Raw genomic sequence first — 16,476 nt, 5'->3', positions numbered from 1 at the left:
GCAACTCGGCCAAAGCCATTGAGTATGGGCAGCAGAGTTTAGCCATCGCACGCGAAATTAAAGACCGCCAAATTGAAGGTGAGGCACTAGGCAATTTGGGACTCGCTTACCGCTCTGTGGGCAACTCGGCCAAAGCCATTGAGTATGGGCAGCAGAGTTTAGCCATCGCACGCGAAATTAAAGACCGCCAAATTGAACGTTTGGCACTGGCGAATTTGGGAGGTGCTTACCACTCTCAGGGCAACTATGCCAAAGCCATTGAGTATGGGCAGCAGTGGTTAGCCATCGCCCGCGAAATTCAAGACCGCCAGGGGGAGGGTGTGGCACTGAGCCTTTTGGGACTCGCTTACCGCTCTCTGGGCAACTATGCCAAAGCCATTGAGTATAAACAGCAACAGTTAGCCGTCGCCCGCGCAATTAAAGACCGCCAGAGCGAGGGTTTGACACTGCGCGATTTGGGACTCCTTTACAGCTCTCTGGGCAACTATGCCAAAGCCCTTGAGTATGCACAGCAACAGTTAGCCATCGCCCGCGAAATTAAAGACCGCCGAGGTGAAGGTGTGGCACTGGGGGGTTTGGGAATGATTTACCACGATCTGGGCAACTATGCCAAAGCCATTGAGTATGCACAGCAACAGTTAGCAATCGTCCGCGAAATGAAAGACCGCCGAGGTGAAGGTGTGGCACTGGGCGGTTTGGGACTCATTTACCTTGATCTGGGCAACTATGCTCAAGCCATTGAGTATGCACAGCAGTGGTTAGCCATCGCCCGCGAAATTCAAGACCGCCAGGGGGAGGGTGTGGCACTGGGTAATTTGGCAGATGCTTACTACTTTCTGGGCAACTCGGCCAAAGCCATTGAGTATGGACAGCAGACTTTAGCCATCGCCCGCGAAATTAAAGACCGCAACGGGGAAGGTAGGGTACTCAACCACCTCGGAGTGGCGTTCTTGAAAGCTGGCAACCCAACAGAAGCTGACAAAATGCTCGTGAATGCCATTCAAGTTTGGGAATCGATGCGGCAAATGCTCGGATCCAACGACGCGAATAAAGTCTCCATCTTTGAAGGACAAGTCAGCACCTATAACCTTCTGCAAAAAGTCCGGGTGGCTCAGAATAACCCCAATGCCGCGTTAGAAATTGCCGAACGGGGACGTGCCCGTGCCTTTGTCGATCTCCTGACACAGCGCTTATCCTCTGGTGATGTCAGTTCGCTCATCGCCACTGCTCCCAACGGCGAGCAAATCCGCCAAATCGCCAAAGCACAGAATGCCACTTTGGTGCAGTATTCCATCATCTACGAGATGTTTGAGATTCAGGGCCAACAAGTAGGGCGAGAATCTGCGCTCTACATTTGGGTAATTCAACCTACGGGTGAAATTACCTTCCGCCAAGTAGACCTCAAACCCCTGTGGCAGAATCACAACGCCTCCCTAAGAAGCTTAATCGTCGGCAATCAAGAATTCCTCGCCGTCCGCAGTCGCAGCAATCTTGGCTCTACCCAACCCCAACCCCAACCCAACTTACCGACACTGCATCAACTGCTGATCGATCCCATTGCCAGCCTGCTACCCAAAGACCCCAATGCCCGCGTCATTTTCATTCCCCAAGGTTCGCTCTTTCAAGTACCTTTCCCCGCACTGCAAGATGCCAACGGCACTTACTTAATCCAAAAACACACCATTCTCACCGCCCCTTCGATTCAAGTATTGGATTTGACTCGACAACAGAAGCTAGCACAGAAGCAATCCCGCAGCGGTAATGCTCTAGTATTGGGCAATCCCACGATGCCAAGCGTGTCTCCCTCTCCGGGAGAACCCAAACGCCAATTATCTCCTCTACCTGGAGCCGAAGCTGAAGCGATCGCGATCGCCCCTCTGCTCAATACCCAAGCCATCACAGGCGCACAAGGTACAAAAGCTGCGATCGTTCAAAAAATGCCCCAAGCATCGATTATTCACTTAGCAACGCATGGATTGCTGGATGATGTGCGCGGATTGGCAAGTGCGATCGCCCTTGCTCCTTCTGGTAGCGATGATGGCTTATTGACCGCAGAAGAGATTTTCGATATGAAACTGCAAGCAAATTTAGTTGTTTTGAGTGCTTGCAACACTGGAGAAGGCAGAATTACCGGGGATGGAGTAATTGGTTTGTCGCGCGCTTTGATTTCGGCAGGAGTGCCGAGTGTGATTGTTTCTTTATGGGCGGTTCCCGATGCGCCGACATCGGAATTGATGCAGGCATTTTATCAAAATTTGCAAAATAATCCCGACAAAGCACAGGCATTGCGGCAGGCAATGTTAACCACGATGAAAACTCATCCCCAGCCGCGAAATTGGGCGGCATTTACTCTGATTGGGGAGGCAGAGTAAGTTTTTATTAATAGCGAATTGGCTCAATGTTTTTCTCCTAAATTTTATCCTAAATTATATCAATTCCGGTTGTACCGGAATGATAGAGGAGGCGGCAGTGCGGTTTCCCTACCCAAAATAACATTGTAGGGAAACGGCACTGCCGTCTCCTTTTCGGATACTAATAATTCCGATGCAATCGGAAATGCTCTTTATTCTTTAGTCGGCGCAGGCGGACTTTGTTTGTGTAGACGCGGTTTCAACCGCCGAGTTATCTCAATCTCAAAACTGATGGAAGTGAACCATATACTCTACATATTCACATACATTGCACTTTCCCGCAATCTATTTTGCACCTCCTACTTCATCAAGTCTGTGGCTAGAACGAATGATTTTCCCATCTGGGTTGCTTAAGATTTAAGTCAAGTGTTAAGAGGATTTTTTTTATGGCTTTACAACCCGATCCGTCAGAACTTCAACGATTAATTGGCGACAATACATCCGAAGTTGTTACTTTGTCGATCGCAGATGCAACTAATTTTCCTTTGGGAGTTTGCATGCTTGCAGGTGACGATTTCGTCACTGGCTCAACAGCTAATGATTTGGTTTATGGCAATGAAGGAGAAGATATTATCAGCGGGGATTTGGGCAACGATTCTTTATTCGGAGGAAAAGGTAAAGACTTCCTGATTGGAGATGAGGGAAATGACTCTCTCAGCGGCGGTCAAGATGCAGATTTTCTGATAGGTGGTGCGGGAAATGATATTCTCTTGGGCGGTAGAGGCAATGATTTTTTAGTCAGCGGTAACGGAAATGACACTCTGGTGGGAGGTTTGGGTCGCGACATTTTAGGAGCTTTGGATGATAATAATAGTTCAATCAAAATCGGGGGCAGCAATTTGTACGTCGTCCAAGCAGAACCCGGAGTTACAGATGTCAATAATGCCGATTTTATTGTAGGTTTCAGAGTTGGCGCCGATCGAATTGGATTGGCAGGCGGTTTGAATGCTAGCGATGTAGACTTGCAATACGTGACAAACGTGACAGTTTTATTTGGGTTTGATGCACCCGAAAGTGCCAAACTATTTACCCCGCCAGGTTCATTCGATACTCAACCGATACAGAGTCAAGGCACTCTAATTAAAGTTAGGAATTCCGGCGACATAGTAGGCTTTGTGTCAAATGTAAGAGTGGCCGATCTTCAAGGTAGTATTATCTCTGCTCCGGGATTTTGATCGCTTTTTACAGCTTCGTAGCGAGGAATAAATTCCTCATCAATGGCTCTTGAAAACTTCAGTGCCTAAAAGCGACATTTATATCTGAAAGAGGACTATTGAGTTATATTCTTCAGTCCTCTTTTAGAGGACTTGCGCTATGAGACAGGGAATTAATTCCCTGGCGGAATGTGGAATGAATCTTTGTTCGCGATCGCGTCTCAATAATCTTACAGCAGATTTCATATTTGTGAAGTACACCCCTGAGCCATGAATCCCCGTAGGGACATGGCAATGCCTTGTCCCTACTACTTTATGAACCTGGAATACGCTGTAACACTGATGGAAGTGAACCATCTACTCTACATATTCACCTACATTGCACTTTCCCGCAATCTCTTTTGCACCCCGTACTGGATCAAGTCTGTGGGTAGAACGGATGATTTTTCGATCTGTGCTGCGTAAGATTTAAATCAAGAATGAATCTAAATATCTGAGGTTTTAAATTATGCTAGACATCACAACTAATCCTAACGATCGCCTTTATTTCAATCAACAGCCAAACGATCTCGCCACATCAACATTTCCGGCTAACGAGGACTTGCTCAACAGAGCGATCGAGCCATTGAATATTCCTGGTTATAGTGCTGAATCTAGCTTGACTAATCCCACAGCATCCAGCTTCGACCCACAGACACAGATAGCAGATTTTATTGTAGCTAATGCGGGCGCTGGCTTCAGTTACTCTGCGAGCGATCGAGTTACTGGCGATGTCCCCGATTCTCAACTCAAACCGCAGTCACAATCGGCGAATGTAAACGCAGATATGCTAACAGGAACGATATCTGATTCTGGGTTGAATTTCTCCGATCCAGGTAACTCTCTTTCGACAGCTCGTAATATTCTTGGTGTTGAAAATGGTAGCATCAGCTTAACTGATTTTGTCGGAGTTGGAGATTCCAACCATTTCTATCGATTCGATATTAACACTAAAAGCAATTTTAACCTGCGTCTCGACGGTTTGAGAGCGGATGCTGACGTAAAGCTAATTCAAGATAGAAACCGCAACGGTGTAGTTGATTTTGGGGAAACTATTGACTACTCTCTTGAGATTGGCACAGTTCCCGATGTCATTAATGTATCCAATCTGGCTCCAGGAACATACTATGTCCAAGTCTCTAGCTTCTTAAACAACTCTACTAATTACAACCTGAATGTTTCTGCAACCTCTATTCCTGAACTAAATATTCCCACACCTAGCGGCACTTTTAATAGTAATTACGGCTACGGTTTGGTGAATGCAAATGCCGCCGTTTCCAGCACCTTAAACCGCTCAATTCCTTTCCCTGAGCTTCCCAATTTGGGCGAGAATAATTGGGCGCTAGATGTCTTAAACGCACCGGAAGTTTGGAATCAAAACATTACAGGAAATGGGATTGTTGTAGCTGTCGTGGATAGTGGTGTTGACTACACCCATCTTGACTTGGATGACAATATTTGGCGGAACGCTGGTGAAATTGCTGGAAATGGCATTGATGACGATCGCAACGGATATATTGATGATATTCGGGGTTGGGATTTTGTGGCTAGCGACAACAACCCAATGGATCTGGATTTCGACGGTCACGGGACTCACATAGCAGGTGCGATCGCGGCGGAACGAAATGATTTTGGCATCACAGGAGTTGCGCCCAATGCTAAGATTATGCCGGTCAGGGTGTTGTCCGCCTTTGGTAGGGGTGAGCCGAATAATGTTGCTGCTGGAATTCGCTATGCTGCTGATAATGGAGCAAATGTAATTAACCTCAGCTTGGGCAATGAGTTTGTCCCTTCCAACGTAGTAAATAACGCAATTCAGTATGCAAATAACAAAGGCTCTGTTGTGGTTATGGCAGCCGGAAACTCGGGTGTTGAGCAACCTGATTACCCAGCTCGTAATGCCGATCGCTTGGGAATTGCAGTGGGCAGCATTGATATAAACGGCAGGATGGCTGACACCTCGAACCGTGCGGGTTCCACACCTTTAGATTACTTAGTTGCTCCGGGAGTAGACATCTATTCTACAACTCCCTATAGCACCTATGACACCCTAACTGGCACATCTATGGCAACGCCACAGGTAGCAGGTGTAGCGGCTTTAGTTCTGAATGCTAATCCGACTTTAACTCCGGCTCAAGTTGAGTACATTTTGACGACAACAGCTAATCGAAATGGGTTAACAGGATAGGATGGCAAATCCCCACTTAAGTCCTGCGGATATTAATTGAGCATTAGAGCAGACGGCTCTGGATATGGACGATCTAAACACGCCAAGTTTTGATTTTGGACTTGACTATGCAAGTGGGTAATGGTTTGATTCAAACCGATCGCGCGATCGCTAAAATAGTCGTCTAATTCAGATTAGAGTCCCCATTCCCAGCCGCGAGATCGGGGAGGCATAGTAAGCTTCTATGAAGGTCGATCGCCTGTGGCAGATTGAGGCGATCGCACGACGACGGCAGAAAGAGCGATCAAGCTAATTCTCTAAATTCCAACTCTAGAATCCTATGCTGTATTCCCCATTTAAGCGAGTCAAATCGACCCACTCTAGGCTCAGTAATGTTTTCCTAGCTTCCATTTCCCTATTCCTGCTTGCCACTATCCCCCTATTAACTACTCCTGACTCTTTCTTCCCAGCGATCGCTCAAACTACGGATGCTCGTGAAGCAGAGGCCGATCGGCTGTTGCGGCAGGGGCTTCAACAGTTTCAGACTAGGCAATTCCCAGCAGCGCTGAATTCCTGGCAACAGGCACTGGAAATTTATCGTGCTCTCAAAAACCGCCTTAAGGAGGGTCGGACACTGAACAATTTGGGAGCCATTTACGCCGCTCTAGGCAACAACGCCAAAGCCATTGAGTATGCACAGCAATATTTAGTCATCGCCCGCGAAACTAAAAACCGCGAATGGGAAGAGGCCGCACTGGGCATTTTGGGACTCCTTTACAGCTCTCTGGGCAACCATACTAAAGCAATTGAGTATGCACAGCAGAGGTTAGCCATCGCCCGCGAACTTAAAGACCGCCTCAGTGAAGGTGCAGCACTGGGCCTTTTGGGAGACGCTTACCAGTCTCTGGGCAACCATACTAAAGCAATTGAGTATGCACAGCAGAGGTTAGCCATCGCCCGCGAAATTAAAAACCGCCGAATGGAGGGTGCAGCACTGGACAAATTGGGCAGGATTTACGGCTCTCTGGGCAACCTTACTAAAGTCATAGAGTATTTACAGCAATATTTAGTCATCGCCCGCGAAATTAAAAACCGAAAAGGGGAAGAGGCAGCACTGGGCATTTTGGGATTCGCTTACAACTCTCTGGGCAACCATACTAAAGCCATTGAATATGCACAGCAATATTTAGTCATCGCCCGCGAAATTAAAAACCGAAAAGGGGAAGAGGCAGCAGTGAGCATTTTGGGAGTCGCTTACAACTCTCTGGGCAACTATGCTCAAGCCATTGAGTATGCACAGCAGAGCTTAGCCATCGCCCGCGAAACTAAACACCGCTTTGGGGAGAGTTGGGCACTGGACATTTTGGGAGTCGCTTACCTGTCTCTGGGCAACTATGCTCAAGCCATTGAGTATGCACAGCAGAGGTTAGCCATCACCCGCGAAATTCAGAACCGCAAAGGGGAAGGTTCAGCACTGGCGAATTTGGGAAACGCTTACAACTCTCTGGGCAACCATATTAAAGCCATAGAGTATTTACAGCAATATTTAGTCATCGCCCGCGAAATTAAGGATCGCGAAGGGGAAGGGAATGCACTGGGGAATTTGGGAGGTGCTTACCTGTCTCTGGGCAACCATACTAAAGCCATAGAGTATTTACAGCAATATTTAGGGATCGCCCGCGAACTTAAGAACCGCCAAGGGGAAGGTTCAGCACTGGCGAATTTGGGAAACGCTTACAACTCTCTGGGCAATCATACTAAAGCCATTGAGTATGCACAGCTCAGTTTAGCCATTGCCCGCGAAATTAAACACCGCGAAGGGGAAGGGAATGCACTGGGGACTTTGGGAGGTGCTTACGACTCTCTGGGCAACCATACTAAAGCCATAGAGTATTTACAGCAGAGGTTAGCCATAGCCCGGGAAATTAAGAACCGCCAAGAGGAAGGTTCAGCACTGAACAGTTTGGGAATCGCTTACGGGGATCTAGGCAACTATGCCAAAGCCATAGAGTATTTACAGCTCAGTTTAGCCATCGCCCGCGAAATTCAGGACCGCAAAGGGGAAGGGGGTACACTGGTGAATTTGGGAGTCGCTTACGACTCTCTGGGCAACCATACTAAAGCCATTGAGTATGCACAGCAGAGTTTAGCGATTGCCCGCGAAATTAAAAACCGCGAAGGGGAAAAGGCCGCACTGGGGAATTTGGGAGTCGCTTACCGGTCTCTAGGCAACTATGCTCAAGAAATTGAGTATTTACAGCAATATTTAGTCATCGCCCGCGAAATTAAAGACCGCAAAGGGGAAGGTTCAGCACTGGGGAGTTTGGGAGTCGCTTACAACTCTCTGGGCAACTATGCTCAAGCCATTGAGTATACACAGCAGAGTTTAGCCATCGCCCGCGAAATTAAAGACCGCAAAGGGGAAGGAAATGCACTGGCGAATTTGGGAGTCGCTTACAACTCTCTGGGCAACTATGCTCAAGCCATTGAGTATGCACAGCAGAGTTTAGCCATCGCCCGCGAAATTAAAGACCGCCTTGGGGAAGGAAATGCACTGGCGAATTTGGGAGTCGCTTACTACTCTCTGGGCAACTATGCTCAAGCCATTGAGTATACACAGCAGAGTTTAGCCATCTTCCGCGAAATTAAATATCGCCGAGGGGAAGGGAATGCACTGGTGAATTTGGGAAACCCTTATCGGTCTCTGGGCAACTATGCCAAAGTCATTGAGTATACAGAGCAGAGTTTAGCCATCGCCCGCGAAGTTAAAAACCGCTTTGGGGAAGGTGCGGCGCTGGGGAATTTGGGAATCGTTTACCGCTTGCTAGGCAACGATGCTAAAGCCATTGAGTATGCACAGCAGAGTTTAATCGTCTTCCGCGAAATTAAGGATCGCAAACAGGAAGGTGCGGCACTGGCGAATTTGGGAGCCGCTTACGACTCTCTGGGCAACTATACCAAAACCATTGAGTACACACAGCAGAGTTTAGCGATTGCCCGCGAAATTAAAGACCGCCTTGGGGAAGGTTCAGCACTGGGGAATTTGGGAGGTGCTTACCTGTCTCTGGGCAACTATGCTAAAGCCATTGAGTATGCACAGCAGAGTTTAGTCCTCTTCCGCGAAATTAACAACCGCCAAGATGAAGGTGTGGCACTCAACAAGCTCGCAGAAGCGTTCTTAAAAGCTGGCAACCCAACAGAAGCTGAAAAAATGCTCGTCAATGCCATTCAAGTTTGGGAATCGATGCGTCAAATGCTCGGCTCCAACGACGCGCATAAAGTATCCATCTTTGAAAGACAAGCTCGCACCTATCGGACTTTACAACAAGTTCGAGTGGCTCAGAATAACCCGATCGCGGCCTTAGAAATTGCCGAACGGGGACGCGCCCGTGCCTTTGTCGATCTCCTGAGTGAACGCTTATCTTCAGGTTCTACCAATCCGGTTATCGCCACTGCTCCCAGCCAGGAGCAAATCCGCCAAATCGCCAAAGCGCAGAACGCCACTTTGGTGCAGTATTCCATCATCTACGAAGACTTCCAGATTCAGGGCAAACGAGAAGGGCGCGAATCCGCGCTCTACATTTGGGTGATTCAACCGACAGGCGAAATTACCTTCCGCGAGGTAGACCTCAAACCCCTCTGGCAGCAACACAACGCCTCCCTAACCGACTTAATCGTTGGCAATCAAGAATTCCTCGCTGTTCGCAATCGCAGCAGCACAGGTTTTGCCCAACCCCAACCCAACTTACCGACACTACATCAACTGCTGATCGATCCCATTGCCAGCCTCCTACCCAAAAACTCCAATGCCCGCGTCATTTTCATTCCCCAAGGTTCCTTGTTCCAGGTGCCCTTTCCCGCCCTGCAAGATGAAGGCGGCACTTACTTAATCGAAAAACACACGATTCTCACCGCCCCTTCGATTCAAGTCTTGGATTTGACTCGACAACAGAAGTTAGCACAGAAGCAACCTAACAGCGGCAGGGCTCTAGTCTTGGGCAATCCCACGATGCCGAGTGTGTCTCTCTCTCTGGGAGAACCTAAACAGCAATTGTCTCCTCTACCTGGGGCTGAAGCGGAAGCGATCGCGATCGCCCCTCTGCTCAAAACCCAAGCCATCACAGGCGCACAAGGGACAAAAGCTGCGATCGTCCAAAAAATGCCCCAAGCATCGATTATTCACTTAGCAACGCATGGATTGCTGGATGATGTGCGTGGATTGGGAAGTGCGATCGCCCTGGCTCCTTCTGGTAGCGATGACGGCTTATTGACCGCAGAAGAGATTTTTGACATGAAACTGCAAGCAAGCTTAGTTGTTTTGAGTGCCTGCAACACTGGAGAAGGCAGGATTACCGGGGATGGGGTGATTGGTTTGTCGCGCGCTTTGATTTCGGCAGGAGTGCCGAGTGTGATTGTTTCTTTATGGGCGGTTCCCGATGCGCCAACATCGGAATTGATGCAGTCGTTTTACCAAAATTTGCAAAATAATCCCGACAAAGCACAGGCATTGCGGCAAGCAATGTTAACTACGATGAAAACTCATCCCCAGCCGCGAAATTGGGCAGCATTTACTTTAATTGGGGAGGCAGAGTAAGGACGATCGCGACAAGCAGATTACAGAGTACGATCGGGATACTAACCCTTACCGCGAAACTGGCGGCTGCAAAACTTTAGCATCCTTTGCTATTTCCGCTGACTCCAAAACCTCCTCTAAAACCGGAGAAGGAATCGGCACTTCTTCAACTACCTGATGCTTTTCCAAAGTCAAGCGAGACTGCGACGAACCAGACAATCTTTTCAACAATTTCGGTGTCGGATCGTACAGCAAATAAATAATTCGATCGCCTGCTTGCCAAATCTGGGTTGCCGACACTACTTGCAAATACCCCTGCCTTTCCAGCAGCAGCGGCGCCAACTCCCCGGCTTGAACCAAAGCTTGCAAGTGAGCAATCTGAAACTGCAATCCCTCACTTTTTAACTCAGTTTCCCCCAATTTTACTTCGCCGTCGCTTAAATATTCGTTCCAATCCTTCAGCGACAAATCGGAGACAAAAGCTTGATTGATTTTAGTCGGGTTTGCAGGCGTATTTGCTTGCGGATCTTTGGGGAATATTGCCAAAACCCTCGGCGGTGCAAACTCTTCGGCCGCTCGCTGAGCTAACACTAAGTTTACCTCGCCGTTGTTAGTCATTGCCAGAAAAGTTCCCATCGACTCCAGTCCGGCTTCTTCTAACACGCTGTGATCCAGAGCACTGCTTAAAAACACCCGCAAACCCTCTCGTTCTGCTTGTTCGCAAGCTTCGGGATTTGTGTCGATAATTGCCACCGATTCTCCGCGTTCTTGAAACAAGCGAGCAATTAATCTGCTCAAAGGATTTGACCCGACAATTGCAGCACCGGTTGCGGATTTTGAGGTGATGCCCAACAGTTGAGCGATCCGTCCGGCCGTTAGTCCCTGGACGAAAACTGTCATAATAATTGTTAGGAAAACTAAGGCTTTAATCGAGTCGCCGCCGTTGATTCCCCGCTGGGTGAGCAAAATTGCAAATAAAGATGCGATCGACGCTGAGACAATTCCCCTCGGCGCTACCCAACAAACAAATAATTTCTGCCGCCAATTCAGTCCGCTGTTCCAAGTACACAGCCAAACGTTGATCGGCCGCACTACCCACATTAAAGCTAAAACTGTAAACAAACTTCCCCAACCGAGGGCGACCACACTAGCGAGGGATAAATCGGCCGCCAGCAGCACGAACAGCATGGAAATAGCCAGGACTGTGAGTTGACCTTTAAACCTCCTCAGCAGCCTTTCTTCCGGCACAGCAGCGGCTCTGAGGACGATGCCGGATAGGACTGTTGCCATCAGTCCGGATTCGCTGCGGATTTCTTCTGCTAAGCCAAAAAATCCCCACAAACCGGCTAAAACTACTAAGTTTTTGAGGTCTTCGGAGAGAAATTGCGATCGCTTGAGAATGAATCCCAGCAGCCAACCTCCTGCAACTCCGATGACTGCGCCAACGAAGAGTCGGACGATTAAATCTCGGAACACAACCAGCAAATCAGCATTGCCGTTCAAAATAATATTCAGCACCAATACTGCCAGAATGGCCCCGACAGGATCGATTAAAACGCCTTCTGCTTCTAGCAAGGCGGCAACTTTTTTGTCAACGGATACTTGTTTGAGCAAAGGGCCGATTACTGTCGGGCCTGTGACGACTACTAGAGAAGCATACAAAAATGCGATCGGCCAGGGAAATTCCCCCAACCAGTGTGCGGCCATTCCGCCGCCAATTAGCGTAATTAAAGTGCCTACGGTAACTAAATTGCGGATGCTGCCGGAAACTTTGCCTAAGTCTCGCAATTCCAAATTCAAGCCGCCTTCAAACAGAATTAAGGCTACGCAAAGGGATACCATAACTTCCAAACCGCTGCCCAGCAGATTGGGGTGCAGCACTCCCAAGCAGTCTGGGCCGGCTAAAATGCCAAACAACAGCAAAAAGACGATCGCCGGAACTTTCAGATAAGCGGCGAGAACTTGAGCGCTGATGCCACAGAGGACGGTCATGACCATCAACTGGGTGATGTTAAAGGGGATTTCCATAGATATAATTGTTACAGGCTGCCCGCTTAGTTTTAAATGTTCGATCGCGGGTAATTGGAGTGCAGGCGCTATTTTCGGCGCAGCTTACAAACTCGGCACGGCCCTGGATTTTTCCCAATAAGATTAAAAAACCTTGATAGTCGCTATAACTTTATCAGATAATTCTCTTGGCGTCAAAGATGGCAGCTAGCTGTAGCTAAGCGAGAGATGGTCTGTTATGTTCGAGAGTATGTTAGAGAGTTCGATGGGATGCGGGCACAGAGGGAGAGGATTTGACGAATTTTGATGGGGAGTCAATCTCAAATCTCAAATAGCAAGATTTGCCAGCTTTTCCATTATAGAGCCTTTCAACCCCAGATTCATCTGTGGAGTCAATCTCCAATCAAAAAGCTCACATCTCAAATCGATCGCCCTCAGACTCATCTTTAGAGTAGATTTCCCATCTAAAATCAATCTAAAATCCCAAGATTCATCTGTAGAGTCCATCTAAAATCTAAAATCTAAAATCTATAATCTATAATCGATTGGCATTCTGCCACCTGCGAAGAAACTCCGATAGAATTGCCGGCGAAACTCGCCCTTCCAGCCAATCTAAAGCCTGGTTTTGCTGGGGTGCGGCCCGATAAAATTTGCACGCATCTATCAGCCGAATCGGAGAATTAGTGACAATAGATTGAGAGCGCCATTTTTGTGCAAACTCGGTAATAATAGCCGGAGAAAGTTGTTTTTGCAGCCAATCTAAAGCTTGGTCTTGTTCTGCTAAACCGCGATAAAATTTGCCGACATCTATCAATCGCAAATTAGTGTCTTGAGGTAAGGTAGTTGCCCGCCATTTTTGAGCAAATTCCCCTAAAACAGAGGTAGAAACTTGACTTTGCAGCCAAATTAAGGCAGTATCTTGGCTAGCCTTAGCTTGATAAGACGAGAATACCTGAGTCAGCCGCACGCCTGATATGGGAGCGGGTGTCGGAGCGGGTGTCGGAGTGGGTGTCGGCCGCGGAGTGGGAGTCGGGGTTGGAGGGGGGACAACTACTTTGGGAGATTTTCGCATCAAAGCGGCCCAGGTTTTGAGCCCTGCAATGCCATCTGCATTCAAACCTTGAGATTTCTGAAACGAGATGAGCGCCGCTGTGGTGGTGGCTCCAAATTTACCGTCCATCGCGCCTTGATAGAAACCTTTAATTCTTAATTCCTTCTGGATGTCTGCAACTTTATAACTTACGGCGCCTTCTCGGACGCTTTCATAAATATTGGTGTCTACATTGCCCGATACGCCGGAGACGCTGCCGCTGTCGCTGTACTGCCAAAAAGTCCAAGTTTTCCAGCCGCCGGGAACCCAAGGTTCCTCAGCAGTGGTATAGTGAGCAATCCACAGCGGGTAATCGGCAAACCGTGTTGTCCCCAGGTTGTCCCAGAAACCGGGGTAAGTGTAGATAATTGGCCGCATCAAGGTGGCTTTTTCGACTGCTTCTAACCAAATTGCGGCTCGATCGCACAATTGATCCACACTCAAACCGCCTGTAGTTTCGATATCCAAGACTGCGGGCAAATCCCCCGCTTCGAGTTTTACAGTTTTCAAGAACAAATCTATTTGTCCTTGAATGCTGCTTGCAGGTCGAAAAAAGTGGTAAGCACCGCGTTGAATCCCCGCCGCTTTCATGGCCGCCCAATTGCGGGCGAAACTTTGGGCAACGAACGTTGCACCCTCGGTCGATTTGACAAAACTGAAGGTAATACCATCCCTGGCAACTGCTTGCCAATTGACATTGGGCTGGTAGTCGGAAACATCTATACCGCGAATACTCATATTGCGAAGAGTTGAAAAAAGCTGGTTTGCTCTGAAGCTGCGACTCGATTAAGGGTACATTAAATTGTAATGCTAAGTCGCTAAGTGTTTTTTTTGCAGGGGAGATTGTGCAAATGAACTTCGATCGAATAGAGCCCGGCCCTGGTCAAGAGTCTGTTTGGGATTACCCACGTCCCCCTCGGCTTGAGGAATCGACCAAACACGTACAGATAATTTTTAATGGAGTGACGATCGCCGACACGCGCCGTCCTCAGCGGGTATTGGAGACCAGTCACCCTCCTGCCTACTATATCTGCCCCGATGACATCAAAATGGAATATTTGCACAAAACTTTACGAGGCTCTTGGTGCGAGTGGAAGGGACAAGCGGGTTATTACAGTGTGACGGTAGAGTCGAAAGAAGTAGTAAATGCTGCTTGGTTTTATCCCAATCCTAATCAGGTTTTTGCAGCTATTAAAGATTATGTGGCTTTTTATCCGAGCAAGATGGATGCCTGTTATGTGGACGGGGAATTAGTGCAATCTCAACCAGGGGATTTTTACGGCGGCTGGATTACCAAAGATATTGTCGGCCCGTTTAAGGGAGGGGAAGGAACTTGGGGGTGGTGAGGGAATGTTGAGTTTTGAATTTTGAGTTGAGGACAGGGGCAGACACCGCTTTGTTTTACGCAAAACCTCGTTACAGCCTCGACCTCGGTTTCAAAACCAGGTTTCTTGAGTTTGTGTACACCGTCAATCGATTTTAGATTTTAGATTTTAGATTTTAGATTGAAGCATTGACCCCAGGGATAAATTCGGGGGACTTGTTTATCGGATACAGGTTTTTTATTTCTGGACGGATGAGTACGGGGGCTTGTATCCTAGATGCTTTCGGTCAATGAGTTGAGGAATGGCGCCGAAATCGTTTTTTTTACGCCGTAAAAAGCCCCTAGTCAACAATCGAGGAAAAAATCTAGAATAATTCAATAAATCTGTAATTTAGTGAGCATGAATCAATACAATGCAGCTACGGCAAAAACTCAGGCAGCAGATTCCATTATTTAAAAATAGTGTAGTAAATAATACAACCAATGGTAAGAAATAAATAATTATATAATTTAAGAGCTGACACTAGCTTTGTTGCTGGTTTATTGTTTATTCGGATCTGCGCTGTGTCTGTTGAATTTATTGAGCCGTCTAACTCGCCAGAAAACTCACCCCAAAATTTATCTTTAGAGTCTACCCTTAAGGATCTGGCTCTATTCAATTTTCAGGTTGACTCCTCATATCTAGCCAAAGAAGTAGCTCGGTTGTTTCAATCTCACCCGCTGCTTCCGGGAGTTATCTTGACCGTAAATGGGGAATTTTTAGGGATGATATCGCGTCGGCGATTTATGGAACGCATGAGCCGCCCTTACGGAGTAGATATATTTGCTTGCAGGCCGATTATAGCCTTCTATCAAATAGCTCAAACCGATATTTTAATTTTACCAGGAGTAGCCTTAATTGTCATGGCAGCTCAGCGCTCCGTGCAGCGACCGCCGGAACTGCTTTACGAGCCGATTGTTGTGCAGTTAGAACCTCAAGTTTACCGACTTTTAGACGTGCACCAACTCTGGGTAGCTTTATCCCAAATTCACCAACAAGCTACTTGGTCTATGAGCGAACTTTATTACAATTTATCGCTCACGCAATCCGAGTTAGAAGCAGCTAATTCTCAATTAAAAGCAGCTAATTCCGAATTGTATCGCCTTGCCAACTTAGATGGCTTAACTCAGATTGCCAACCGCCACTGTTTTAACGAATACTTAGAGAAAAAATGGCAAGAATTGGGAGAAGCAGCAGCAGAACTATCTTTGATTTTATGCGATGTTGACTTTTTTAAGACATACAACGATACTTATGGACATCAGGCGGGAGATGCTTGCTTGCAGCAGGTAGCCAAAACTATTGTTGAGGCTGTACATTACTCAGCAGGCGCAGTTTCGGGGGAGACTCTGGTAGCTCGTTACGGAGGTGAAGAATTTGCGGTAATTTTACCCCGCACTTCGTCTGAAATAGCTGTTTGGATTGCAGAGCAAATTCGAGTGGGCGTAAAAGAACTAGAAATCGAACACCTTAATTCAGCGGTGTGTTCTTTCGTGACGCTGAGTTTGGGGGTAGCGAGCACGTTTCCTCAGCCCGCAACTTCCCAGGAAAACCTCCTTGCAGCGGCAGACCGTTCGCTTTATCAAGCTAAAGACAAAGGGCGCGATCGAGTAATTTTAGATGCCGATGGATTTTAGATTTTAGATGGGAGAAAGCGACCCCACGGATTTA

General features: G+C 47.7%; 8 protein-coding genes. 6 read left to right on the top strand and 2 right to left on the bottom strand.

Features of this window, described 5'->3' with window-relative positions:
* The 4 genes from QUB06_RS09410 to QUB06_RS09395 form a co-directional block, all read left to right on the top strand.
* Positions 1-2,372: CHAT domain-containing protein (locus QUB06_RS09410; RefSeq protein WP_333435066.1), on the top strand; the 2,372-nt coding region annotated here is incomplete at its 5' end.
* 425 nt (positions 2,373-2,797) lie between these two features.
* On the top strand, positions 2,798-3,586 hold the full coding sequence (locus tag QUB06_RS09405) for a calcium-binding protein (RefSeq protein WP_333435065.1): 789 nt from the start codon (positions 2,798-2,800) through the stop codon (positions 3,584-3,586).
* Between the two features lie 487 nt (positions 3,587-4,073).
* Positions 4,074-5,792 carry a S8 family serine peptidase gene (locus QUB06_RS09400; RefSeq protein WP_333435064.1) on the top strand — a complete coding sequence of 573 codons (1,719 nt, stop codon included), beginning with the start codon at positions 4,074-4,076 and terminating at the stop codon, positions 5,790-5,792.
* Positions 5,793-6,111: 319 nt separating this feature from the next.
* Positions 6,112-10,365: a tetratricopeptide repeat protein gene (locus QUB06_RS09395; RefSeq protein WP_333435063.1), complete on the top strand. Its 4,254-nt coding sequence runs from the start codon at positions 6,112-6,114 to the stop codon at positions 10,363-10,365.
* Between the two features lie 48 nt (positions 10,366-10,413).
* On the opposite strand, the gene QUB06_RS09390 is transcribed toward QUB06_RS09395, so the two are convergent.
* Both QUB06_RS09390 and QUB06_RS09385 read right to left on the bottom strand, forming a co-directional pair.
* Positions 10,414-12,372 carry a cation:proton antiporter domain-containing protein gene (locus QUB06_RS09390; RefSeq protein WP_333435062.1) on the bottom strand — a complete coding sequence of 653 codons (1,959 nt, stop codon included), beginning with the start codon at positions 12,370-12,372 and terminating at the stop codon, positions 10,414-10,416.
* Between the two features lie 514 nt (positions 12,373-12,886).
* On the bottom strand, positions 12,887-14,179 hold the full coding sequence (locus QUB06_RS09385) for a GH25 family lysozyme (RefSeq protein ID WP_333435061.1): 1,293 nt from the start codon (positions 14,177-14,179) through the stop codon (positions 12,887-12,889).
* Positions 14,180-14,292: 113 nt separating this feature from the next.
* Here QUB06_RS09385 and QUB06_RS09380 point away from each other — a divergent pair, with 113 nt between their 5' ends.
* Both QUB06_RS09380 and QUB06_RS09375 read left to right on the top strand, forming a co-directional pair.
* Complete coding sequence (locus QUB06_RS09380; protein ID WP_333435060.1) at positions 14,293-14,787, top strand: DUF427 domain-containing protein; 495 nt, start codon at positions 14,293-14,295, stop codon at positions 14,785-14,787.
* Between the two features lie 542 nt (positions 14,788-15,329).
* Positions 15,330-16,442 carry a diguanylate cyclase domain-containing protein gene (locus QUB06_RS09375; RefSeq protein WP_333435059.1) on the top strand — a complete coding sequence of 371 codons (1,113 nt, stop codon included), beginning with the start codon at positions 15,330-15,332 and terminating at the stop codon, positions 16,440-16,442.
* Positions 16,443-16,476 lie beyond the last annotated feature (34 nt).

The organism is Microcoleus sp. D2_18a_D3 (genome assembly GCF_036702455.1).
Lineage (GTDB): Bacteria > Cyanobacteriota > Cyanobacteriia > Cyanobacteriales > Microcoleaceae > Microcoleus.
This window is presented reverse-complemented; position numbering and strand designations above follow the sequence as displayed.